This is a genomic window from Microbacterium algeriense (assembly GCF_008868005.1).
In the GTDB taxonomy this organism is placed as follows: Bacteria; Actinomycetota; Actinomycetes; order Actinomycetales; family Microbacteriaceae; genus Microbacterium; species Microbacterium algeriense.
Genome location: NZ_WAAO01000001.1, coordinates 1,323,185 through 1,344,865, shown reverse-complemented (window position 1 = coordinate 1,344,865; position 21,681 = coordinate 1,323,185). Strand labels below are relative to the sequence as shown.

Genomic DNA, 21,681 nt, shown 5'->3' with positions numbered 1-21,681 from the left:
GGTGCGACTCGGTCGACACCACACGTCACGCGTCGACATACGAGGAAATGCGCAGACGGTCGCGCAGGGTCGACCCCTGGCTCTCCGCGACGCTCCGCAGCAGTCCGCGACGGCGCAGCTCCGGCGCCGCGATGCGTGTGAAAGCCTCGAACTGCGCGGGCTGGAAGGCCGACAGCACGTTGAATCCGTCGGCGGCCCCCTCGTCGCGCCAGAGTTCGAAGTGATCCGCGATCGTGCCGGCATCCCCCACGACGAAGGCGGCGGGGACGGCGTGCGCGGCGACCAGGTGCCGCCAGGTGAGCGGGTCGCCGGTGCGGACACCGAGACCGGCGATGCGGTCGAGCCGTTCGATCAGCGCCGCACCGCGCTCCCCCAGGCGCTCCGCTTCGGCCGTCGTGACGCGGGCGTCGAACGTCGCCTCCCGCAGCGGATCCTCCCGCGAGACGTCCAGGGCGTCCGCGAGCGCACCGATCGTGCGGTTCGGCGGGAAGGCGGGCCTGGCGGCCTGGTGCCCCTCGGCGAGCGGCACCAGAGCGAGGAGGGTCTGCACGATGCGCTTCGCGGCGGCGTCGGTGTCGCCGACCACGGGGAGCACGGGCGCGATGACGCGGAGCTCGTCCGGAGAGCGTCCGGCCTCCGCCGCGATGTCGCGCAGCAGCCGTCGGGTCGCGATCGCTTCGACCAGCGTCGGCGCGGCGATCAGCGCGAGGTCGGCCTCGGTGGCCGCGAGCGCCCGCGACCGCGGCGACGTGCCCGCGTGCACGATCGGGATCCGCCCCTGCGGTGGGCGGGCGACGTTCAGCGGTCCGGCCACCCGGAGGTGCGCGCCCTCGACGGCGGCCGGACGGAGCCCCTCCGGATCGATCAGCACGCCGCGCTCGGCATCCGCGATCCAGGCGTCCTCGCTCCACGAATCCCACAGCCGCCGCAGCGCCTCGACGAACTCCTCGGCCCGGTCGTAGCGCGACTCGTTGTCGGCGTGCGCGTCCCGCCCGTGATTGCCCGCGGCGCGCGGTTCGGCCCCGGTGACGAGATTGACCCCGGCCCGACCTCCCGTCAGCACGTCGAGCGAGGCCAGTGAACGTGCCGCCGCATAGGGGTCGGCGTAGGTCGTGTTGACCGTCGCGATCAGACCGATCCGCGAGGTGACTCCGGCGAGGAACAGCACGGCGCTCACGGGGTCGATGCGCGCCAGCAGATACGGGTCGCGGAACTCCAGATCGGGCCCCGTAGCCAGCCAGTCGCCGAAGAACAGATAGTCCAGGCCGGCGTCCTCCCCCTCCCGCGCGATGCGCCGCAGGATCCCGGCATCCGTCGCGGGGTCGCGATGCGCACCGGGGTGCCGCCAGCCCGAGGGATACGCGCCCAGGGTGCGCACCATGGCGCCGATGATGAGGGGTTCGGTCATGCCGTCACGCTAGGAGCGCGTCCGGCGCGCTGCCACGGCGTCGATGCCGGGCGTCACGGGATGTAACAGTCGGTCACACCCGCCGCACCCCCTACGCTGAGACCATGACAGGTCTTCGTTGGGGAATCCTCGCGACCGGCGGCATCGCCGGCGCATTCGCGTCCGATCTGCGCACCGCAGGGCTCGATCTCGTCGCCGTCGGTTCGCGCTCGCAGGAGTCGGCCGATGCGTTCGCCGCCCGCTTCGACATCGGCAGAGCGCACCCGTCGTACGAGGCTCTGGTGTCCGACCCCGAGGTCGACATCATCTACGTGTCGACCCCGCACCCGATGCATCACGAGAACGCCCGGCTCGCCCTCGAACACGGCAAGCACGTGCTGGTCGAGAAGGCCTTCACCCTGAACCGCGCCGAGGCGGAGGACCTGCAGTCCCTCGCCGCCGAACGCGGGCTGCTGGTCATGGAGGCCATGTGGACGCGGTATCTGCCGCACATGGTCCGCATCCGCGAGCTCATCGCCGACGGCGCTCTCGGCGAGATCCGGGCCGTGAGCGCCGATCACACCCAGCTGCTGCCCTCCGACCCCGCCCATCGGCTGAACGCCCTCGAACTCGGCGGCGGCGCGCTGCTCGACCTGGGGATCTACCCGATCTCCTTCATCTGGGACATCCTCGGCGCCCCGACCAGCGTCCGCGCGGTCGGCCGGCTCATCGAGACGGGCGCCGACGCGGAGGTCGCCACCGTCATGACGCACGAGGGGGGCGCGGTCTCGACCAGCCTGTCTTCGTCCCGCGCGGCGGGCCCCAACGTCGCGAGCATCGTCGGCACCGCGGCGCACATCGACATCGACACCGTCTGGTACAGCCCGACCACGTTCCGCCTCGTCCTCCCGGACGGCACGGTGCAGGAGGAGTACGTCTCCGAGGTCGAGGGGCGCGGCATGCATTACCAGGCCCTGGCCGCCGAGCGCCTGGTGCGCGACGGCATCCTCGAGGGCGACATCCTCCCGATCGCCGAGAGCGTGGCGATCATGGGCACCCTCGACGAGATCAGGGCCCAGATCGGCGTCCGCTACCCGCGCGAGGAGGTCTGACCGTGGCCGAGACCCCCGACGCCCGCGTCGCCGTCTACCTGGACTTCGACAACATCGTCATCTCCTGGTACGACCGCGTCCATGGGCGCAACGCCTACGGCAAGGACCGGCAGCGCATCTCGGAGAACCCGAACGACCCGGAGGTCACCGATCGGCTGCGCGCCGCGATGATCGAGGTCGGCGCCATCATCGACTACGCCGCCTCCTTCGGCACGCTCGTGCTCACCAGGGCCTACGCCGACTGGTCCTCCCCCGTGAACGCCGAGTACCGCTCGCAGCTCGTCGCCCGCGCGGTCGACCTCGTGCAGCTGTTCCCCGCCGCCGCCTACGCGAAGAACGGCGCGGACATCCGGCTCGCCGTCGACGCCGTCGAGGACATGTTCCGCCTGCCCGACCTCACCCACGTCGTGATCGTCGCCGGCGACAGCGACTATGTGCCGCTGGCTCAGCGCTGCAAGCGTCTCGGCCGCTACGTGATCGGGGTCGGGGTGTCCGGCTCGACGGCCAAGTCGCTCGCCGCGGCGTGCGACGAGTTCGAGTCCTACGACTCGCTGCCCGGCGTGGTGCGCCCGGTGAAGACGGCACCCGCTGCCGTCGCCGCCCCGGCGGAAGCGCCGTCGGTCGAGCCGGCTGCCCCCGTCGCCGAGACCGCGACGAAGCCGAAGACCGCTCCCAAGCGCGCGAAGGCCAAGCCCGTCATCAAGGCCGAGGAGCCCAGGGTCGAGGACAAGGTCGACGACCAGGAGGTCGCGACGCAGCTGCTCGAGCGCGCCCTGCGCCTGGGCCACGACAAGGCCGACGCCGACGAGTGGCTGCACAGCTCCGCGGTGAAGACCCACATGCGCCGCATGGACCCGTCGTTCAGCGAGAAGGCGCTCGGGTACCGCTCGTTCTCCGACTTCCTGAAGTCCCGAGACGACATCGCCGAGCTCGAGGAGACCGGGCACGAGCGGCTGGTGCGCCTGCGCGAGCCCTGACCCGGCGCCTGCGCTGGTCTCCGGTGATCACTGGTTGCGGAACGCCGCGTCGAAGGAGGCCTCCGGCTTCGGCCACAGCAGCGAGCGCACGACGGTGAGCGCCTCGGGGGCTCCGTGCAGCCGATCCATCCCGGCGTCCTCCCACTCGATCGAGATCGGACCGTCGTAGCCGATGGCGTCCAGCGCGCGGAAGGCGTCCTCCCACGGCACGTCGCCGTGGCCGGTGGAGACGAAGTCCCAGCCGCGCCGAGGATCGCCCCACGGCAGGTGCGAACCGAGAACGCCGGCCCTTCCGTTGCGCGGCCGCATCCGGGTGTCCTTGCAGTCGACGTGATAGATCCGGTCCGCGAAGTCGACGATGAAGCCGACCGGATCGATGTGCTGCCACATCATGTGCGAGGGGTCCCAGTTGAAGCCGAACGCGTCCCGGTGGTCGATCGCGTCGAGGGCGCGCGCACTCGACCAGTAGTCGTAGGCGATCTCCCCCGGATGCACCTCGTGGGCGAACCGGACTCCCTCGGCGTCGAAGACGTCGAGGATCGGGTTCCAGCGGTCGGCGAAGTCCTGGAAGCCCTGCTCGATCACCGACTCCGGCACGGGTGGGAACATCGCCACGTACGGCCAGATGGACGAGCCGGTGAAGCCCACGACGGTGTCGACGCCGAGCTTCCCGGCCACGCGGGCGGCCCGCTTCATGTCCTCCGCCGCCCGCTGCCGCACGCCCTCGGCCTCGCCGTCGCCCCAGACGTACGGGCGCAGGATGCCCTGGTGCCGGAAGTCGATCGGGTCGTCGCACACCGCCTGACCGGCGAGGTGGTTGGAGATCGCGAACACCTGCAGGCCGTGCCGGTCGAGGATCTCGCGGCGGGAGGCGGCATACGCGTCATCCTCGTCCGCTCGGCGCAGGTCGAGGTGATCGCCGGACGCGGCGATCTCGAGTCCGTCGTACCCCCACTCCGCCGCGAGACGAGCCACCTCCTCGAACGGCAGATCGGCCCACTGGCCGGTGAACAGCGTGACCGGGTGACTGCTCATGGACACTCCTTCGTATCGCGGGAGGGGTCAGGCGCCGAGGGCGCGGAGGTGGGCGATGCTGCGGGCGGCGAGGTCGTCCTGGCTCGGAGCGAGCGGCCGCCAGACGGACGCCGCGACGGCGATCGTGGCGTTCTCCCCGGTGAAGCTCTCCAGCCCCAGCACTCCTCGGTAGCCGGCGTCGTCGAGAGCGCGGAGGATTCCCGGCCAGTCGGTGTGGTCGTCGCCCACCGCGCCGCGGTCGCTGCCGCACACCTGCACATGGGCGATCGCCGAGCCCGCCGCGCGGATCGCGTCATCGGGCCTCTTCTCCTCGATGTTGAGGTGATACGTGTCGAGGGCGAGCCCGACCCCGGCGCCCAGCAGCGGCTCCAGCGCGTCGAGGCTCTGCTCCACGGTGTTGAGCAGGCTCGTCTCGTAGCGGTTCAGGGGCTCGATCGCCAAGATCAGCCCCCGGTCGGCGGCCTCCCGCGCGAGCGGAGCGAGGTTCTCCCTGAGTTCGCCGATCGCGCCAGCCCGCTCCCCGTCGTCCATGCGCCAGGTGACCCCCGTCGGGGCGTAGAAAGGGCCGGCGACGACGGGCGAGCGCACGATCTCGGCGGCGTCGAGGCACGCGCGCAGGTAGTCCTGCGTGGCCGCGACGTCACCGGCGCGCGCCAGCAGCGAGCGGCCGGGACCCATCGCGCCGACCACGACCGCACCCAGACCGAGACCGTCCAGCACGGAACGCGTCCGGACCGGGTCCCAGTCGCCGATGCTCTCCAGGGGCAGCTCCAGGGCGTCGTAGCCGAGGCGGGCAGCCGTGCGGGCGAGCGGCTCGAGGGTCTCATCGGTGAGCGGAGACGTCCACACCCAGGTGTTGACGGCGATCGTGCGGGGCATCGTTGTCCTTGTGATCGTGACGGCGCTCCCACCCTCCCACTCCGCGGTGCGGAGCGGAAGGGCGGGAGCACGCATCGGTTACGGGATCTGCCGCTCCTGCCACACCGTCGGATAGCCGGGGAGGTTCTCCCCGCCGAACTTCGCGTAGTGGCCGTCGGGCATGCCCTCGTTGGCGGCGAGGTAGTCGTCGAGCTCCGCCTCGGTGATCGGCTTCTGCGGGAGCACCCACTCCTTCGGCACCTCCTCACCCGCGAAGATCATCTGCGCCGCGAGCAGCGGGGTCCGCCACTGGAAGTTGGAGTACACGGGAGCGAGACCCGTGAGGCCGGTGTCCTTCCACTTGCGGAGGAAGCTCATCTCGTCCTCCCCGGTCATGACGGGGTAGTCGACGCCGGCATCCTCGAACGCCTCGATCGCGGCGACGGCGCCGTCTCCGGCGTCCATCCAGATGCCGTCGACGTCGCCCTTGGCGAGCTCGTCGCTGATGATGCTCTTGATCTCCGTGGGATCGGCGCCGGTGAAGTGGTCCACCGCCTCGATCCCCGCCTCCTCGAACAGCTTCTCGGCACCGGCCCAGCGGTGCTCCAGCACGTCGACGCCGGGGAGGATGCGCAGCGCCACGACCTTGTCGCCCTCCTCGAGGTTGTCGATCAGGAACTCGGCCGTGTCGATGCCCCACGCGAAGCCGCCGATGGGGTGGATGAACGTGACAGGGCAGTCCGTGTTGACGCCGCGGTCGAACACGACGACCGGCTTGCCCGTCTCGCAGGCGCGTTCGACGGCCGGCGTCATCGCCGCGGTGCTGTTGGGCGAGATCAGGAAGACGTCGCACCCGCCCTCCGCGATGAAGTAGTCGATGTCGGCGATCTGCGTGTCGTCGGAGTCCTTCGCGTCACGGGTCTCCATCTCGCTGATCGCGCCGGCGTCCTGGAGCACCTTCAACTGCTCGTTCATCGTGATCCAGCCCGTCTGACGCCACGGGTTGGAGATCGAGGCGTTCGCGAAGCAGGCCTTCTTGGCGCCGTCGCTCGCGAACTCCGCCGTGTCGACCATCTCGGCGTTGATGTGCTGCAGATACGGCTCGTCCGCCGGTCCCTGCGGCTCCACGCCGCGCTCCTCGTCCTGCTTGTCGAACAGCTCCTGGTCGAACCACTCGGTCGTCTCCGCCGCCTCTTCGGGGTTCTCCGACTCCGCCGGCGCCACGGACGGGTCGGTGGTGCACCCGGCGAGCGCGATGAGGCCGAAGAGAGCCACCCCTGCGGTGGCGATCTTCATCGATCGTCGCATTGCTAATCTCCTCTGATTTCTGTGTGGATGGTGCGGGTCGGTGCGGGAGCGGTCACGGGTTCGTCCGTGACCGTCTCCGAGGACTGCGGGCCCCGTCGACGTCGGGCACGGAAGGCCACGGCGGAATAGGCGACGGCGGCGATGATGATGACGCCCTGGACGGCATCGCGCAGGGTCGACGGGACGCCCGCGATGTTCAGGAGCATGAACAGGGCCTCGAGGGCGAAGGCGCCGGCGACGGCGCCGACGATCCAGCCCCGGCCGCCGCCCAGCACGACGCCGCCCAGGACGACCGCGGTGATGGCGGTGAACTCGTAGCCGCGACCCACCGAGGGGTGCACGCCGGCGTAGCCGACCAGCAGGACGGCGGAGAGGGTCGCCGACAGGGCGGAGATGACGAACGCTCGGGTCGTGACCCACGCACGACGCGCCCCGGCGTAGTCCACGGCCCTGGGGTTGTCGCCGACCGCGATGAGCGTCTTGCCCAGGGGGCGCTTGGTGATCCAGATGCCGAGGGCGAGCCAGACGATCAGGAGCAGCACCGCCCACGGCAGGAAGTCGAGAAGGGGCACCTCGCGGATGCCGCCGCGGCCGATCTCCCGGAAGCTGTCCGCGGGGTTCCCGGTCGCCGCTCCCCCGGTCCACCACATCACCCCGCCGAGCAGAGCGAGCATCATCCCCAGCGTGACGATGAACGACGGCACCTTCAGCAGCGTGGTGAGCAGACCGTTGACCAGGCCGACCGCGACGGCGAACACGACCATGAGCAGCAGCACGGGGACCGTGCGTGCGTCGTCCTGCCCGACCAGGTTCCCGGCGATGATGACCTGTGCGGTGATGAGCGATCCCTGCGACAGATCGAACTCCCCGGCGATGATCACGAAGTACTGCCCGATCGCGACGATCGCGATGGGGGCCACGCGCTGGAGGAAGCGCATGAACTGCCCTGGTTCGGCGAAGCTCGGGTTGAGGACGGTCACGGCGACCAGCAGGAGCACGAGGAGCAGGAACACCGCTCCCCGCGGGCTCACGAGCGTGCGCAGCGCGTTCATGCGCGCCCTCCTTCCGCGGCGGGGGTGGTATCGGGCGTCGCGTCGGCCAGTTCGGCCGCGGCCGCCGCCATCTCCGGCTCGGCGGCCTTCGCCGCGTCGTCGCCACCGGTGCGCGTTCCCCCGGGGCCGAAGCGCGGCCGGCGGCGGACGATCGACCGGCGGCTGTACACGGCCACCGCGGCGACGATCACCACCCCGCGGACGACGTCCTTGAGGAAGGGGTTGATCTGCATGACGCTCATCACGTTGTCGACCACCGCGAGGATCGCGACACCGCCGATCGTGCCCCAGATCGATCCGCGGCCGCCCAGCAGCAGCGTCCCGCCCAGCACGACCGCCGCGATCGACAGCAGCGCGTATCCGCCCTGCTGCCCGACGGTCGGACTGCCGACGCCGAGACGGCTGGCGAGCAGCAGGCCCGCGAGCCCCGCGAACACCGAGCACAGCACGTGCGCCCAGATCAGCGGCATCCGGATGCGGACGCCGGACAGACGGGCGATCTCGGGGTCGCCTCCCACCGCGTACAGGTGAGCGCCCGTCCGGGTGCGGTTCAGCAGCAGCCAGACGACGACGGCGAGCACGATCATGATGAGCGTGGAGACCGGGATCGGCCCGACGCCGGTCGCACCGATGAGCTGGAACGCCCACGGCACGCTGCCCGCCGCGCCCTCGAAGTTCGTGTTGAGGATGCCCTGCAGGATGAGGCCGACGCCGAGCGTCGCGATGAAGCCGTTCACCTTGAGCACGGTCACGATGAGCCCGTTCAGCAGGCCGATCCCTGCGCACACCAGCAGCGTGACGACCACCGCGAGCGGGATGTTGCCGGCGTTGCCGTTCATGATCGTGGCGGCCAGCAGGCTCGAAAGGCTGATCACATAGGTGACGGAGAGGTCGAGCGAGGCTCCCAGCACCACGAGCGTCTGGCCGATCGCCACGAGGCCGAGCACGCTCATCCCGGTGAGGATGTCGCGGATGTTGCCCGCGCTCAGGAAGTTGCGTCCGACCGTGCCGACCAGGATCGCGCCGACCACGATCACGAGCAGGAGGATCGCGAGCACGATCAGGGTGGAATCGATCCGGAGGCGCTTCATCGCGCGCCCCCTTCCGCCGTGGTCCCCGGTGTGTGCGCGCCGGTCGCAGCTCCCAGGATCTCGTGCTCCGCCGAGCCGGCCGGGAGCTCGGCGACCAGCTCGCCGTCGTGCATCACGAGGATGCGATCGCTCATGCCGATCACCTCCGGCAGCTCGCTCGACACCATCAGCACGGCCTTCCCCTGCGCGGCGAGTTCGCGCATCAGCTGGTAGACCGCGTACTTGGCGCCGACGTCGATGCCGCGGGTGGGCTCGTCGAACAGCACGATCTGCGGCCGGGTGAGCAGCCACTTGGCGAGCACCACTTTCTGCTGGTTGCCGCCGGAGAGGAAGCGGACCTCCTGGTCGACGCCGCGCGAGCTGACCTCGAGAGAGGACAGGATGCCGGGGACCTCGCGCCGCGAGGCGGCGGTGCGACCGGCGAAGACGCCGCGCACCACGAGGAGTGCGTTGTCGAGGACCGACTGCCCGAGCGCGAGACCCTGCGCCTTGCGATCCTCGGAGACGAGAGCGAGGCCCGCGCGCACGGCGGCCCGTGCGCTCGTGATGCGCACCGGAGTCCCGTCGATGCGCATCGTTCCGCGGCTGAACGCCTGGATGCCGAACACCCCCTCCACGAGCTCTGTGCGTCCGGACCCCTGCAGCCCCGCGACGCCGACGATCTCCCCCGCACGCAGTGTCAGGGACACCCCGTCGACGTAGGCGTTGCCGCACCCGTCGAGCTCGAGTCGCGGTGCGCCGACCGTCGTCCCCGGGAGCGCGTCGGGGAAGTACGACTGGATGGAGCGGCCCACCATCCGCCGCACGAGCTCGTCGGTGGTGAGGGCGGTGGTGTCGTCGGTGGACACCAGCGCGCCGTCCTTCAGGATCGTGATGCGGTCGCACAGGTCGAAGATCTCCTTCAGCCGGTGCGAGACGTAGATGATGGCGACCCCGCGCGAGGTGAGACGCCGGACGATCGCGTACAGCAGCTCGACCTCGCGGTCGCTCAGCGCGGCCGTCGGCTCGTCCATCGAGATGACCTGCGCGTCGAACGAGAGGGCCTTGACGATCTCGACGATCTGCTGTTCGGCGACCGTGAGCGATCCGACACGCGCCTGAGGCTCGATGAACGACACCCCGAGGTCGGTGAGGAGCTCCGCCGTCCTGCTGTTCATCGCCCGCTGGTCGACGAACCCGCCCCGCCGGGGCTCGCGCCCGAGGTACACGTTCTGCGCGACCGTCCGCTCCGGCAGCAGGGTGAACTCCTGGAAGACCGTCACGATGCCGGCGTCCATCGCCTGTCTCGGCTGCGTGTGCCGCACCTCGTCGCCGCGATACGCGATCACGCCCTCGTCCGCGGGCTGCACACCCGCGATGATCTTCATGAGGGTCGACTTGCCCGCGCCGTTCTCGCCCACGAGACCGTGCACCTCGCCCGGCCGGACGTCGAAATCGATCCCCTTCAGCACCTCGACGCCGAAGAAGGACTTCCGGATGCCGGACACCTGCAGCACCGGCTGCGTCGTCGTCGCGCTCATGCCGCCACCTCCACCCAGCGCCCGCCGTCGGCCGCCGAGTCGAGCACGGCTTCGGTGAGCACGGCCGAGCGGCATCCGTCGGCGAACGTCGGCAGGCCCTCCGGCTGCGCGCCCGCGATCGCGGCGTACACGTCGGATACGAATCCGTTGAACGCGTCCTGGTAGCCCATCGCATGCCCCGCAGGCACCCGCTGCAGCCGTGCCGCATCCGGGGCGGAGACCGCGGGGTCGCGCAGCAGCAGCCGCGACTCCTCGCGCATGCCGATCCAGAGCTCCTCCGGGCGCTCCTGCTCGAACCGGAGGCTCTGCCGCGCACCGTGCAGCTCGAGCGTCAGGGCGTTCTTGCGACCGGCGGCCATCTGCGAGATGAGCAGTGTCCCCAGTGCCCCCGACTCCGTCTCGACGAGCACTGCGACGATGTCCTCCGTATCGACCACGCGACCCGAGCGCTCGGGGAAGACCCGACGCGTGCGCGCGCTCAGCGTGCGGATCCGCTCGCCGATCACGAACTCGATGAGGTCGCACAGGTGCGAGCCGATGTCGGCGAACGCCCGGGAGGCCCCGGCGGACTCGGACCGCACCCGCCAGTCGTCGTCGCTGGGCAGCAGCATCCAGTCCTGCAGGTAGGAGCAGTCGAGGGTGAGGAGCTCGCCGGCTTCGCCCTGGGCGATCCGGGCCCTCGCCTCGCGCACCATCGGGTGGTAGCGGTAGATGAACGGGACGGCGGCCACGCGTCCGCGAGTCTCCGCGGTCTCGGCGAGCATCCGAGCGTCTTCGGCGGTCGTGGCGAGCGGCTTCTCGCAGATGACGTGCTTGCCGGCGTTCAGAGCCCGGAGCGCGAGATCCGCATGCGTGGTGTTCGGGGTGCAGATGTGCACGACGTCGATGTCCGCGGCGTCGAGGAGCGCCGCGGCGTCGACCTCCGCCCGCTCGGCCCCCAGCGCCTGTGCGGCGTCCCGGCTCCCCGCCGCCGAGCGGGTGGCCACCGCCCGCAGCTCGGCTCCGGCATCCCGCGCCGCTGTGCGGTGCACGCGCGCCATGAATCCTCCGCCGAGGATGCCGGCTCGGATCGTTCCGAGACCGGTGTCAGTGACATCCGTTGTCATGCGGCTGATTCTGACACAGACCTTCCGACTTTTGCTAGCAATTCGTCAAAAGTCTGCCGACACAAATTCGAAGTCGAGCGCCGGTGCGCCGAAGTGCTGTGGTTTACTGACGAAATGGTTGATGTGCTCAGGCCGACGCCGGCGCCCTCCCCCGGCGCCGGAGAGATCTTCCAGATCCTCCGCGACGGCACCGCCAGAACCAAGGCCGAACTCGCCGCCCTCACCGGTCTCGCCCGCTCGACCGTCGCCCTGCGCGTGGACGCGCTGCTCGCCGCCGACCTCCTCCGCCCCGCCGGTGAGGCCGCGTCCACAGGGGGACGACCGCCCGCCCGCGTCGCCTTCAACCCCCGCGCCGGGCTGGTGCTCGCCGTCGACCTCGGGGCGACGCATGCGACCGTCGCCGTCGCCGACCTCGCCGGGATGATCCTCGATGCGCGGACCCGCGCGATCGACATCGCGGACGGCCCTGAGCCGCTGCTCGACACGATCCTCGCCGATGCCGCGGAACTGCTCGCGACGACCGCCGACGGGCTGCCACTGGTGGGCGTCGGCATCGGGGTTCCCGGGCCCGTCGAGCACTCGACGGGCCGTCCGACCAACCCGCCGATCATGCCGGGCTGGGATCGGTTCGACATCCCGGCGTACGTGCAGCGGACCTTCGACGTGCCGGTGCTCGTCGACAACGACGTCAACATCCTGGCGCTCGGCGAGCAGGCGACGAGCTGGCCGCAGGTGGACGACCTGATCTTCGTGAAGGTGTCGACAGGCATCGGCGCCGGGATCATCGCCGGCGGGCAGCTGCAGCGCGGCGCCCAGGGGTCGGCGGGCGACATGGGCCACGTGCAGGTCCCCGCCGGTGCCGGATCCACCAGGCCGCCCGGCGACGAACGCGACCTGGAGGCGCTCGCCAGCGGATCCGCCCTCGCCATCGCCCTGCGCGCGGAGGGCCTCGACGTGCGAGGCGCCTCGGACGTCGTCGACCTGGTACGCGCCGGGAACCCGACAGCCATCGAGGCGACGCGTCAGGCCGGACGCGACGTGGGCGAGGTGCTCGCCACCGTCGTGAACCTCCTCAACCCGTCGATCATCGTGCTGGGAGGCAGCATCGCCCGCGCCGGCGAGCATCTCCTCGCCGGGGTCCGCGAGGTCGTGTACCGCCGGTCGATCCCGCTCGCCACCCAGCACCTCGCGATCGTCCAGTCCCAGGCGGGCGATCGCGCGGCGGTGCTGGGTGCGGCCATCATGGTCGCCCGCGAGGTGCTCTCTCCCGCGAGCGTCGACGGCTACGTGGCGGCGAAGGCGCGCTGAACCGCGCCCCCGCCGTCACGCGCGGGGCTCAGAGCGTGGCCTCGAACGGATCGAAGTCCGCGGCGATCGAACCCACCTGATCCAGGGTGCTCTCCACCTCGATGAAGCGGCGCGCCTCCGCGGCCTCCTCGATCGAGAGCAGCGTGTCGAGCACGTGGTAGCCGAACTCCCCCGTCGCGACGTGGGGGCGGTCGGCGGCGATCGAGCGCACCATGTCCAGCAGGCCCACGCCGCGGCCGGAGAGCACGCCCTCCTGCACGACGTCGACGACCTCCTGCTCGATCGGCTCGGGCGGGACGAACAGACGAGTGAGGGGTCGGGTGATGGTGATCGCGCCGCCGAAGGTGTTGGGGTCGGGGATCGCGATCGTGCCCTCGGTGCCGGTGATCTCCACGATCCCCTGGCGGATGATGGGCGAGTCCGTGCTATACAGGCTCTGCGCCTGACCGCCGCCTTCGAAGTCCATCAGGACACTGAGTGTGGAGGGGATCTCGACCGGGAACTCCTGCCCGGCGAGCTCGCCGACCTGCACGCGGCGGGTGGGTGTGCCCTGCAGCCCGAGAGCGGCGACCGAGGCGACCGGGCCGAAGACGTGCACGAGCGCCGACACGTAGTAGGGCCCCATGTCGAGCAGCGGCCCCCCGCCCTTGGCGTACAGGAACGCGGGGTTCGGGTGGAAGATCTCCGGCCCCGACCACTGGAAGGTGGTCTGGGCGAACAGCGGACGACCGATGTCGCCCCGCGCGATCGCCCGCTTCGCGGTCTGCACGCCCGGTCCGAGGACGGTGTCGGGTGCCACCCCGATGCGGAGCCCGGCTTCCTCCGCCTTCCCCAGGAGTCGGCGGGATTCCTCGCGACTCACGCCGATCGGCTTCTCGGTCCAGACGTGCTTGCCCGCCGCGAGGATCGCCTCCGAGACCTCGACGTGCACCGCCGGGATCGTGAGGTTCACGACGACGTCGATCTCGGGGTCCTCGAGCACGGTGGCGACTCCACCTGCCCGCGGGACGCCGTACTTCTCGGCCTGCGCCTTCGCGCGCTCCTCGAGCAGGTCGCCGATCGCGAGGACGCGGACGTCGGGGAAGGTCGTGAGGTTCGACAGGTACTGGTCGCTGATGTTGCCGGCGCCGATGATGCCGACGCCGACGGGGCCGCTGCCGATCGCCATCAGCCGGCGACCTTCTCGTCGAGGTAGACCCGACTGCGCTCGATGGCGTCGAACAGGTCTCCCTCGTAGTGGTCGAACTCGACGATCGCCAGCTCGAGAGCGGGAGCGGCGGCGACGGCTTCGACGAGGGGCACGGAGCCTTCACCCGCGGGCACCTGGTCGGCGGGCGGGTAGGCGCCGGCGAGCGCCGGGTCGAGCGTGCCGTCCTTGGCATGCACGGCGATCACACGGTCGCCGAGACGCTCCAGCAGGGCGACCGGGTCGACGCCACCGCGGGCGACCCAGTACAGGTCGACCTCCAGGACGACGCGCTCGTCGAGGAGGCCGGCGAGCACCTCGAGCCCGGTGACGCCGTCGAACTCCGCCTCCAGCTCGTGCGCGTGGTTGTGGTAGCCGACCCGCACCCCCACGGTCGCGCCGATGGCGGCCGCCTCGTTGAGCAGACGCGCGGTCTCCTCGATCTGCGCGACGGACTCCCAGCGGGCCGGCTCCGTGTACGGGTCGATCACGGTGTCCATGCCGAGCACCTTGGCCGCGGCGAAGACCTCGGTCGGCGACGGCACCGGAAGCGTCGTGCCGCTGCCGTCCGGGTTGACGAAGGACTCGGATGCGAGGAAGGCGTGCCCGGACGGCGCGACGAGACCGGCGGCGGAGAGCGCGGCGGCGAGCGGTTCCGCGCGGCGGACGAAGTCGTAGGGCTCGACGGCCGTGAAGCCGCGGGCGGCGACGGCGGCGAGGGACCCTTCGAGGTCGGCCTCCAGCTCGTCCTTGATCGTGAACAGCTGCAGGGAAGTCCGGATCGTCATCGGTCGTGCTCCTTCGGTCATCGGTGACGGGCAGGGCGTGCGCCCTGCGGAAAGGACGCTATCACCAAATACCTCCAACCGGAAGTTTTGATTCGCTAGACTCCCCCCATGCCCGTCGAGTCCGCAGAGCACGCCGATCCCGCCCGGCGGCGTGGCGCCTACGCCAAGGGAATCGCCCGACGACAGGAGATCCTCGACCGCGCCATCGAGGTCTTCGCCGAGCGCGGCTCCGATCGCACCAGCCTGCGGGCCATCGCGCGCGAGGTCGGCGTCACCCACGCCGCTCTCACGCACTACTTCGGCTCGCTCGAGGAGCTCCTCGTCGCGGTGTACCGGGAGAGCTACGCTCCGGGACGACAGTCCGCGCCCCCGGCGCCGGACGCGACGCCGGTGGAGATGATGATCGAGTCCGCTCGCACCAACCGCGCGGTCCCCGGGCTCGTGCAGCTCTACTCGACGCTGGTCGCGTCCGCCCTCGAAGAGGGGCATCCGGCGGCGCGCGCCTTCGCCACCGACCGGTTCTCGCGCCTGCGGGACAGCCTCGCCGACACCGTGCGGCAGCAGCAGGAGCAGGGCCGCATGCGCGGCGATGTCGACCCGGATGCGGTCGCCGCCCTGGTCGTCGCCGCCTCGGACGGCCTGCAGACCCAATGGCTGCTGGATGACACCGCGCCGCAGCACGAGGCGCTCGCACTGCTCGACCGACTGCTGCGGCCGGGCAGCTGAGCCGTCCCGAGGCTCTCGCCCCGGCTAGGCTCGAACCGTGACGCCCGTGCCGCAGTCCCCGTACGCGAGGGCGCTGGGCGAGCGCATCCACGACCTGCATCCGCGACTGCGGGCGTATTTCGAGGCCGTCCCGGATGGCGCGGTCGGCGTCGGCGACGGCGTGTTCCAGTCCGTCGGCACGCCCCGGCGGTGGATCTGGCCGGTGCTGCGCCTCCTGGAGCGTCGGGGCGTCGTCGCCGCCGCGTGGGAGCACGATGTGCCGTTCGGCATCGAGAACCGGACGATCGCCTCCCGCAGCATCGGCGAGCGCACCTTCCACTTCGCGCGCGGCCCGTGGGTCATGCGGGATGCGGTCGCGCTCACGCGACACGGACGCGTCGTGGATGAGCTCGGCGAACCGGGCCTCGTCGCCGCCTGCTTCGACGTCGACGTCGCCGACGGCGCCCTCCACCTGACCAGCAGGGCTGTGGGGCTCCGGCTCGGCAGGCTCCGTCTGCGCCTCCCCCGGGCGTTCGCCCCCGTCGTCCGGCTCACCGAGCGCTTCGACGACGCTCTGGACCGTCAACGCGTTGACCTGACGATCGACGCACCCGTGCTCGGGCGGGTGTACGAGTATCGGGGCGACTTCACCTATCGCATCCAGCATCTCGAGGACAGGGAGCAGCACCCATGAGCACAGGTCGGGTCGTCATCGGCGGAGCCACCGGATTCATGGGGCGCTTCCTCGCCTCCCGACTCCGGACGGATGGACGCGAGGTCGTGACGATCTCGCGCTCCGGCGCGGACATCCGGTGGGGCGACCAGGCCGCGATCGACCGCGCGGTCGACGGGTCGACCCTGGTGATCGGGCTCGCGGGCAAGAGCGTCAACTGCCGCTACACCGCGGAGAACCGCGCCGAGATCTTCCGATCGCGACTGGACACCACGAGCTCGCTGAGCACCGCGATCTCCCGGGCTTCCGCCCCGCCCGAGCTCTGGGTGAACTCCTCGACGGCCACCATCTACCGCCACGCGGAGGACCGGCCCATGACGGAGGCGACCGGCGAGATCGGCTCCGGGTTCTCCGTCGAGGTCGCGAAGGCGTGGGAGCGGGCGCTGTTCGCCGGCAACCTGCCCGGCACACGACGCGTCGCCCTGCGCAGCGCCATCGTGCTGGGGCACGGCGGTGTGCTCGAGCCGCTGCGGAATCTCGCGCGGCTGGGCCTCGGCGGCCCCCAGTACGACGGCCGCTGGCCGGTGAGCCGTGCGCGCCGCGCCGCAGGAACCGGCCATCTCCCCGGAGCCCGTCGGGGCCGTCAGAAGTTCAGCTGGGTGCACATCGAGGACGTCGCCCGCATCATCGACTTCCTGGAGCAGACCCCGTCGTTGACCGGTCCGGTGAACGTGGCGTCACCGCACCCCGTCGACAACCGGGAGTTCATGGCGACCGTCCGTCGCGTGCTCGGCGTGCGGGTCGGTCCTCCCCTGCCGCGCTGGATGCTGGAGCTCGGCGCGATCGGCATCCGCACCGAGACCGAGCTGATCCTCAAGAGCCGCTGGGTGCTGCCGGAGAAGCTGACCGCGGCGGGGTTCACGTTCCGCTACCCGGAGCTCGAGGACGCGATCCGCGAATCCTTCGATCTCGCCCCGGCCGCCTAGGCGCTACGCGCCCGCTTCGGCGGACCCGGTCGGCGCCTCGCCGTCGCGCCGGCGCTTCTCGATCTCCTGGCGCAGTCGCCACTCCTCGATCTCGCGGTCGAGGTCCGCGATCTGCTGCTCCGTCGTCCGCGTGTCCGTGGGCGGCGCCGGTCGCACGTCGGTCCGCGCGGGCGGCCGCTCGGACCTCCGCATCCGCGGGATCGGGATGCCCGCCTCACCGTACTCCCGACCGATCGCGAACCACAGCAGGCTGCCGACCAACGGCAGCAGGATCACGATGATGATCCACACCATCTTCGGCAGGTGCTTCACCAGCACGTTGTCCCGGGTGATGATGTCGATCAGCGCGCCGATCATCAACGCGATGACGAGGAGCGAGAACAGGAACGGCATGAGTTCAGGGTAGACGACGCGGCGGTGACCGCCTACGGGAGCAGGTGACCGGCCACCCGGAACAGCTCGTACCATTCGGGACGGCTGAGCTCGAGGTCGGCTCCGGCGGCGGCATCCCGCACCCGCTGCGGGGTCGTCGTGCCGAGGACCACCTGCATTCCGGCGGGGTGCCGGGTGATCCAGGCGGTCGCGATCGCGAGCGGCGTGACGTCGTGGGCTGCAGCGAGCCGATCGATCACCTCGTTGAGCTCGGCGTAGGCCGGGTTGCCGAGGAAGACCCCGTGCGAGAAGCCGTCCTGGAAGGGAGACCAGGCCTGGATCGTGATCCCGTTGATGCGGCAGTACTCCACGATGCCGCCGCCGTCCCGCACCACGCTCTGCTCGTGGGCGGCCATGTTGGCCGCAACCGGCTGCGCGAGGATCGGGGCGTGGGTCAGGGAGAGCTGCAGCTGGTTGGCGACGAGCGGCTGCCGCACGGCCGTGCGCAGCAGGTCGATCTGACGCGGCGTGTGGTTCGAGACGCCGAACGCCCTGACCTTTCCCGCGGCCTCGAGATCGTCGAAGGCGCGGGCCACCTCCTGCGGCTCGACGAGGATGTCGGGGCGATGCAGCAGCAGCACATCGAGGCGATCGGTGCGGAGGGCACGCAGCGAGCCTTCGACCTGACCGACGATGTGGTCGTAGGAGAAGTCGAACATGCCCTGTGCCGGCACGATGCCGCACTTGGTCTGCAGCACGATCTCGTCGCGCTCGGACGCGCTGAGCTGCAGCGCATCCGCGAAGCGCTCCTCGCAGTGGTGCATGCTCCCGCCGTAGATGTCGGCGTGATCGAAGAAGTCGATTCCGGACGCGCGCGCGGCTTCGTACAGCGACCGGATATGAGCGTCATCCTTGTCGTCGATGCGCATCATCCCGGCGACGACGGCGGGGGCGGTGGTGGATCCGAAGGGAACGGTCTTCATGCGCCCACGCTACCGCCCGGAGCGGACCGCGTCAGGAGCCGTCGCCTGCCGCGCCGGGCAGCAGCGCGGTGACCGGCACCCGGAGTACGCCGGCGATGCGGACCAGATCCACGACCGTGAAGTCCTCTCGCCCTTCGAGGAGGTCGGCGAGGGCGCCGGGAGCGATGCCCGAACGGTCCGACAGCTGCGAGAAGGAGACCCCGGCGTGCAGCCGCGCCCTCTCGACCTCGGTTGCCAACAAACGACGCAGTTGTGTCCCCATGCGCCGACAGTAACACCCCGATCGGACACGCATGACTCTCGAATGAGCCAGAATGTCGGCATTTTGGCGTCGGGGCGCTGCTATGGTGAGCCGGGTGAAGACATCTGCCGAGGAATACAACGAAGCGGTCGGTCGTCAGATGCGTGCGGAGATCGCGGCGGAGCGCAGCAGCATCGCGGCCATGGCGCGCAGCATCGGGATCGCCCGCAGCGCGCTCGACAACTACGTGACGGGCAAGCGCGCGATCCCGGTGCCCGTCGTGTACGCGGTCTGTGCGACCCTGCATCTCGAGCCGCACATGCTGCTCGCCCGTGCGGAGGAGCGGCTCCGGGCCGACGGCGATGCGGCGGGACGGGTCACGCCGATCCGCCGCCCCCTCGATGTCGCAGGCCCGCGACAAGATACCCCCGAGGCCGCTTTCGAATCCCGCGTCCGACACGACGCCGACACGGACGACCTCTACCAATAGACCGGGGCGTGCCGCACCCCGGAGAGCAACCGCACGGGGGGGCGAACCATGCAGCACCTGCTCCGTCTCGCCGAGGATCAGCGCCTGCGCGTGGTCGAGCGCAGCGGCCCCACTCTCGGCGGATTCGACCCGGCGACGAGCACCATCCGCCTCAGTCCCGGCATGCGCGTGCGGACCGCGCGCAGCGTGCTCGCTCATGAGCTCGGCCACGCGCACCTCGGGCATGGTCCCGCGACGACCTCGGCGATCCGCGCGCAGCAGGAGAGGCAGGCCGACGAGTGGGCGGCGTCACGGCTCATCAGTCCGCGGGCATACGCCGAGGCCGAGCTGCTCCGGGGCCCGCACCTGGCGAGCCTGGCGTTCGAGCTCGACGTCACGATCGAACTGGTGCTCGCCTACCAGCGGCTTCTGCGCCAGGGCGCGGTGCCCGTCGCTGCCGCGTGAGTCCGCGAGAATGTCGTCATGGCCTTCCTCGTCGCCCCGTCCCCCGTCACCCTCACCGGAGAGCTCGTGGAGCTCCGCCCCCTCGATCGCTCGCACATCGACGGGCTGATCGAGGCGGTCCAGGAGGGCGACCTGTGGCAGACGGCGTGGTACACGTCGGTGCCGGCACCCGACGGTGTCGCAGCAGAGGTCGACCGTCGCATCTCGCTCGTCGACAAGGGCGAGATGGTCCCGTTCACCGCCTTCGATGCCGCCGGTCGCGTGCTCGGACTCACCTCGTACTACGACCTCGTCGCCGACGTACCCCGGCTGCACATCGGCTATACGTGGAACCGACCGTCCGCGCACGGCAGCGGCACCAACGCGGAGTCCAAGCTGCTCCTGCTGCGGCACGCCTTCGAGACGCTCGGGGTCTTCCGGGTCGGCCTCACCACGCAGTGGGTGAACTTCCAGTCCCGAGCCGCGATCGAACGGCTCGGCGCCAAGCAGGACGGCGTGATGCGCGCGATGAGCCGCTACCGCAACGGCGCACTGCGCGACAGCGTCGAATACTCGATCATCGAGCCGGAGTGGCCGGCGGTCAGGGCGAACCTCGAAGCGCGGCTCGCGCGGCGCCGGTGACGCCGGCCGAGATCACTCGGTGGGGTTGCCCGACCAGTTCTTGGAACGGCGGGTGGCCGAACCGCGCTCCCGGAGCACGAAGGCCAGGGCGAGCGTGACGAGCAGGAGGCCGCCGCAGAAGGTGAGCGCCTGGAAGTCCGGCAGCTCGTGCGCGATGCCCAACAGCCAGAAGCCCCCGAGGAAGAGGATCATGAAGAAGAGGAAGCTGAGGATCACGGGATCTCCTGTCGTCGGTGCCGTCTACCAGGATAGCCCGGTTGCGGAAAGCCCCTGTGCGTCCGGACGATCGCCTGGTGTCCTGAGAGCATGAACGCTCCCCTCACGGCCGTCGCGATCTCCTGCACCCTCAAGCCCTCGCCCGCGGCCTCCAGCTCCGATCTCCTCGCGACCCAGATGCTCGACGCGCTCGCCGGGCACGGGGTCACCGGCAGCCTCGTGCGCGCCGTCGACCTCCAGCTCAGCCCCGGTGTGCAGAAGGACATGGGCGGCGACGACCAGTGGCCGAGCATCCGCCGCCGCGTGCTGGACGCCGACATCCTCGTGTTCGCGACGCCCACGTGGATGGGGCAGCACTCGAGCGTCGCGCAGCGGGTCCTCGAACGCCTCGACGCCGAGCTCAGCGAGACCGACGCGCGCGGCCGCCCGACCCTGTTCGACAAGGTGGCCGTGGCCGGCATCGTCGGCAACGAGGACGGCGCCCATCACATCGCGGCGATCCTGTTCCAGGCCTTGAACGACGTCGGCTTCACGGTCCCCGCCCAGGGATCGGTGTATTGGAACGGCGAAGCGATGCACACGACCGACTACAAGGACCTCGACGAGACGCCCGAGAAGGTGGCCTCCGCCATCCGCACCTCCACGGCCAACGCCGCGCACCTCGCGCGGCTGCTCAAGGGGCAGGTGTATCCGACGCCGTCGTGAGGTCGAGCGCCCACTCGTTGACGGTCAGCTCCGCCCCGCGGAACCGCTCGGTCAGACTGCCGACGAGCGCGAAGCCGTTGTGCCGGCACACCCCGTTCGAGGCGGCGTTGTCCACGGCGGGGAACGCCGTCAGATATCGCCTGCCGTCTCGATGCATGCGGGCGTCCTGGACGAGGAGGGCGAGCGCGGAGGACGCGACCCCTCGACCCTGCGCCTCCGGACGGACGAACCACCCCGTCTCCAGGGCCGGCTCTCCTCGCCAGTCCATGTGCCAGAAGGCGATCGATCCGACGGACTCGCCGGCTTCGTCCTCGATGACGAAAGGGCGGGCTTCGCCGGAATCCCGGAGGCGCAGGTAGCGCGCATGGCGCTCCACGATCTCCTCCGCGCTCTCCGGACCGTTGAGATGCGCCGTCATCGCCGGAGTGTTCGCGGCGTGAAGCAGCTCGAGGTCGTTCTCGGACCAGAGCCGAAGGCGGAGGGTGTCCATGCTCGCATGATGACACGGGCCGCCGAC

At 70.7% G+C, this 21,681-nt stretch carries 25 protein-coding genes; 10 read left to right on the top strand and 15 right to left on the bottom strand.

The genetic code is table 11. The features are described from left to right. Positions 1 to 25 precede the first annotated feature (25 nt). Complete coding sequence (locus F6A08_RS06675) at positions 26 to 1,408, bottom strand: NtaA/DmoA family FMN-dependent monooxygenase (protein ID WP_151458966.1); 1,383 nt, start codon at positions 1,406 to 1,408, stop codon at positions 26 to 28. 104 nt (positions 1,409 to 1,512) lie between these two features. Here F6A08_RS06675 and F6A08_RS06670 point away from each other — a divergent pair, with 104 nt between their 5' ends. Next, positions 1,513 to 2,499 (top strand): Gfo/Idh/MocA family protein, encoded by a 987-nt coding sequence (locus tag F6A08_RS06670; protein WP_151458965.1) that lies wholly within the window; start codon positions 1,513 to 1,515, stop codon positions 2,497 to 2,499. A 2-nt stretch (positions 2,500 to 2,501) separates the two neighbouring features. After that, complete coding sequence (locus F6A08_RS06665) at positions 2,502 to 3,476, top strand: NYN domain-containing protein (protein ID WP_017202623.1); 975 nt, start codon at positions 2,502 to 2,504, stop codon at positions 3,474 to 3,476. Positions 3,477 to 3,503: 27 nt separating this feature from the next. Here the strand turns inward: F6A08_RS06665 and F6A08_RS06660 are convergent, their stop codons facing one another. The 7 genes from F6A08_RS06660 to F6A08_RS06630 all read right to left on the bottom strand — a co-directional run bounded on the left by F6A08_RS06660 (position 3,504) and on the right by F6A08_RS06630 (position 11,446). After that, positions 3,504 to 4,511, bottom strand: coding sequence for a sugar phosphate isomerase/epimerase family protein (locus F6A08_RS06660; protein ID WP_151458964.1), 1,008 nt, complete (start codon positions 4,509 to 4,511; stop codon positions 3,504 to 3,506). A gap of 27 nt (positions 4,512 to 4,538) precedes the next feature. After that, positions 4,539 to 5,390 (bottom strand): sugar phosphate isomerase/epimerase family protein, encoded by an 852-nt coding sequence (locus F6A08_RS06655; protein WP_124896049.1) that lies wholly within the window; start codon positions 5,388 to 5,390, stop codon positions 4,539 to 4,541. Positions 5,391 to 5,468: 78 nt separating this feature from the next. After that, positions 5,469 to 6,677 (bottom strand): substrate-binding domain-containing protein, encoded by a 1,209-nt coding sequence (locus F6A08_RS06650; protein ID WP_124896050.1) that lies wholly within the window; start codon positions 6,675 to 6,677, stop codon positions 5,469 to 5,471. 2 nt (positions 6,678 to 6,679) lie between these two features. Next, positions 6,680 to 7,729 carry an ABC transporter permease gene (locus tag F6A08_RS06645; RefSeq protein ID WP_017202627.1) on the bottom strand — a complete coding sequence of 350 codons (1,050 nt, stop codon included), beginning with the start codon at positions 7,727 to 7,729 and terminating at the stop codon, positions 6,680 to 6,682. Beyond that, on the bottom strand, positions 7,726 to 8,820 hold the full coding sequence (locus tag F6A08_RS06640; protein WP_124896052.1) for an ABC transporter permease: 1,095 nt from the start codon (positions 8,818 to 8,820) through the stop codon (positions 7,726 to 7,728). The genes F6A08_RS06645 and F6A08_RS06640 overlap by 4 nt, the downstream gene beginning before the upstream one ends. After that, positions 8,817 to 10,340, bottom strand: coding sequence for a sugar ABC transporter ATP-binding protein (locus F6A08_RS06635; RefSeq protein ID WP_151458963.1), 1,524 nt, complete (start codon positions 10,338 to 10,340; stop codon positions 8,817 to 8,819). Before F6A08_RS06635 ends, F6A08_RS06640 begins: the two co-directional genes overlap by 4 nt. Beyond that, on the bottom strand, positions 10,337 to 11,446 hold the full coding sequence (locus tag F6A08_RS06630) for a Gfo/Idh/MocA family protein (RefSeq protein ID WP_151458962.1): 1,110 nt from the start codon (positions 11,444 to 11,446) through the stop codon (positions 10,337 to 10,339). Before F6A08_RS06630 ends, F6A08_RS06635 begins: the two co-directional genes overlap by 4 nt. A gap of 114 nt (positions 11,447 to 11,560) precedes the next feature. On the opposite strand from F6A08_RS06630, the gene F6A08_RS06625 reads away from it, so the two are divergent. Further along, entirely contained in the window at positions 11,561 to 12,754 is a 1,194-nt protein-coding gene (locus F6A08_RS06625) for an ROK family transcriptional regulator (RefSeq protein ID WP_151458961.1), read from the top strand. Between the two features lie 28 nt (positions 12,755 to 12,782). On the opposite strand, the gene F6A08_RS06620 is transcribed toward F6A08_RS06625, so the two are convergent. Beyond that, the gene (locus tag F6A08_RS06620; protein WP_151458960.1) at positions 12,783 to 13,922 is read right to left on the bottom strand and encodes a Gfo/Idh/MocA family protein; all 1,140 of its coding nucleotides are present in this window, start codon (positions 13,920 to 13,922) and stop codon (positions 12,783 to 12,785) included. Further along, positions 13,922 to 14,728, bottom strand: coding sequence for a sugar phosphate isomerase/epimerase family protein (locus tag F6A08_RS06615; RefSeq protein WP_151458959.1), 807 nt, complete (start codon positions 14,726 to 14,728; stop codon positions 13,922 to 13,924). The genes F6A08_RS06620 and F6A08_RS06615 overlap by 1 nt, the downstream gene beginning before the upstream one ends. 108 nt (positions 14,729 to 14,836) lie before the next feature. Here F6A08_RS06615 and F6A08_RS06610 point away from each other — a divergent pair, with 108 nt between their 5' ends. From F6A08_RS06610 to F6A08_RS06600, 3 genes are read left to right on the top strand one after another with little or no spacing between them, the layout of a single operon-like run. After that, the gene (locus F6A08_RS06610; RefSeq protein WP_151458958.1) at positions 14,837 to 15,454 is read left to right on the top strand and encodes a TetR/AcrR family transcriptional regulator; all 618 of its coding nucleotides are present in this window, start codon (positions 14,837 to 14,839) and stop codon (positions 15,452 to 15,454) included. Between the two features lie 37 nt (positions 15,455 to 15,491). After that, complete coding sequence (locus F6A08_RS06605) at positions 15,492 to 16,127, top strand: DUF4166 domain-containing protein (protein ID WP_151458957.1); 636 nt, start codon at positions 15,492 to 15,494, stop codon at positions 16,125 to 16,127. Next, positions 16,124 to 17,092, top strand: a complete 969-nt coding sequence (locus tag F6A08_RS06600) for an epimerase (RefSeq protein WP_151458956.1) — start codon at positions 16,124 to 16,126, stop codon at positions 17,090 to 17,092. Before F6A08_RS06605 ends, F6A08_RS06600 begins: the two co-directional genes overlap by 4 nt. A gap of 3 nt (positions 17,093 to 17,095) precedes the next feature. Here the strand turns inward: F6A08_RS06600 and F6A08_RS06595 are convergent, their stop codons facing one another. The 3 genes from F6A08_RS06595 to F6A08_RS06585 are packed head-to-tail and all read right to left on the bottom strand — an operon-like array spanning position 17,096 to position 18,685. Further along, positions 17,096 to 17,485 (bottom strand): PLD nuclease N-terminal domain-containing protein, encoded by a 390-nt coding sequence (locus tag F6A08_RS06595; protein ID WP_151458955.1) that lies wholly within the window; start codon positions 17,483 to 17,485, stop codon positions 17,096 to 17,098. Positions 17,486 to 17,517: 32 nt separating this feature from the next. After that, the gene (locus F6A08_RS06590) at positions 17,518 to 18,447 is read right to left on the bottom strand and encodes an aldo/keto reductase (RefSeq protein ID WP_151458954.1); all 930 of its coding nucleotides are present in this window, start codon (positions 18,445 to 18,447) and stop codon (positions 17,518 to 17,520) included. Between the two features lie 31 nt (positions 18,448 to 18,478). Then, a complete protein-coding gene (locus F6A08_RS06585) occupies positions 18,479 to 18,685 on the bottom strand; it encodes a helix-turn-helix domain-containing protein (protein ID WP_017202640.1) in 207 nt (68 codons plus the stop codon). Positions 18,686 to 18,803: 118 nt separating this feature from the next. Here F6A08_RS06585 and F6A08_RS06580 point away from each other — a divergent pair, with 118 nt between their 5' ends. Genes F6A08_RS06580 through F6A08_RS06570 form a run of 3 tightly spaced genes read left to right on the top strand, consistent with a single transcriptional unit; the run spans position 18,804 to position 20,243 of the window. Then, positions 18,804 to 19,178 (top strand): helix-turn-helix transcriptional regulator, encoded by a 375-nt coding sequence (locus tag F6A08_RS06580; protein ID WP_225855759.1) that lies wholly within the window; start codon positions 18,804 to 18,806, stop codon positions 19,176 to 19,178. A gap of 48 nt (positions 19,179 to 19,226) precedes the next feature. Beyond that, complete coding sequence (locus tag F6A08_RS06575) at positions 19,227 to 19,622, top strand: ImmA/IrrE family metallo-endopeptidase (protein ID WP_017202642.1); 396 nt, start codon at positions 19,227 to 19,229, stop codon at positions 19,620 to 19,622. Positions 19,623 to 19,640: 18 nt separating this feature from the next. Continuing rightward, a complete protein-coding gene (locus F6A08_RS06570; RefSeq protein ID WP_151458953.1) occupies positions 19,641 to 20,243 on the top strand; it encodes a GNAT family N-acetyltransferase in 603 nt (200 codons plus the stop codon). A gap of 12 nt (positions 20,244 to 20,255) precedes the next feature. On the opposite strand, the gene F6A08_RS06565 is transcribed toward F6A08_RS06570, so the two are convergent. After that, the gene (locus tag F6A08_RS06565) at positions 20,256 to 20,459 is read right to left on the bottom strand and encodes a hypothetical protein (RefSeq protein ID WP_017202644.1); all 204 of its coding nucleotides are present in this window, start codon (positions 20,457 to 20,459) and stop codon (positions 20,256 to 20,258) included. A 90-nt stretch (positions 20,460 to 20,549) separates the two neighbouring features. Between F6A08_RS06565 and F6A08_RS06560 the strand changes: the two genes are divergently transcribed. Continuing rightward, a complete protein-coding gene (locus F6A08_RS06560; RefSeq protein WP_017202645.1) occupies positions 20,550 to 21,164 on the top strand; it encodes a flavodoxin family protein in 615 nt (204 codons plus the stop codon). Here F6A08_RS06560 and F6A08_RS06555 read toward each other — a convergent pair. Then, a complete protein-coding gene (locus F6A08_RS06555; RefSeq protein ID WP_124896063.1) occupies positions 21,133 to 21,654 on the bottom strand; it encodes a GNAT family N-acetyltransferase in 522 nt (173 codons plus the stop codon). The two genes, F6A08_RS06560 and F6A08_RS06555, sit on opposite strands and share 32 nt — an antisense overlap. Between the last annotated feature and the right edge of the window lie 27 nt (positions 21,655 to 21,681).